The 774-nt window shown below is 50.1% G+C and carries 1 rRNA gene; it reads right to left on the bottom strand.

Features of this window, described 5'->3' with window-relative positions:
• A 23S ribosomal RNA gene (locus tag C9J46_RS21360) occupies positions 1-772 on the bottom strand; the annotation flags it as partial.
• Between the last annotated feature and the right edge of the window lie 2 nt (positions 773-774).

Raw genomic sequence — 774 nt, 5'->3', positions numbered from 1 at the left:
CCGGCGAGGGAGTTTTTCACTCCCTTTATCGTTACTCATGTCAGCATTCGCACTTCTGATACCTCCAGCAAACCTTACGATTCACCTTCAACGGCTTACAGAACGCTCCCCTACCCAATGAAGTAAACTTCATTGCCGCAGCTTCGGTGTATAGCTTAGCCCCGTTAAATCTTCCGCGCAGGCCGACTCGACCAGTGAGCTATTACGCTTTCTTTAAATGATGGCTGCTTCTAAGCCAACATCCTGGCTGTCTGAGCCTTCCCACATCGTTTCCCACTTAGCTATAACTTTGGGACCTTAGCTGGCGGTCTGGGTTGTTTCCCTCTTCACGACGGACGTTAGCACCCGCCGTGTGTCTCCCGGATAGTACTTACTGGTATTCGGAGTTTGCAAAGGGTTGGTAAGTCGGGATGACCCCCTAGCCTTAACAGTGCTCTACCCCCAGTAGTATTCGTCCGAGGCGCTACCTAAATAGCTTTCGGGGAGAACCAGCTATCTCCGAGTTTGATTGGCCTTTCACCCCTAGCCACAAGTCATCCGCTAATTTTTCAACATTAGTCGGTTCGGTCCTCCAGTAAGTGTTACCTCACCTTCAACCTGCCCATGGCTAGATCACTCGGTTTCGGGTCTAATCCTAGCAACTATTTCGCCCAGTTAAGACTCGGTTTCCCTACGGCTCCCCTAAACGGTTAACCTTGCTACTAAAATTAAGTCGCTGACCCATTATACAAAAGGTACGCAGTCACCCAACAAGTGGGCTCCTACTGCTTGTAC

It is taken from the genome of Photobacterium sp. GB-36 (genome assembly GCF_003026135.1).
GTDB lineage: Bacteria > Pseudomonadota > Gammaproteobacteria > Enterobacterales > Vibrionaceae > Photobacterium.
Note: the sequence above shows the minus strand (reverse complement) of the source record. Positions and strands in the feature narration are given on the sequence as shown.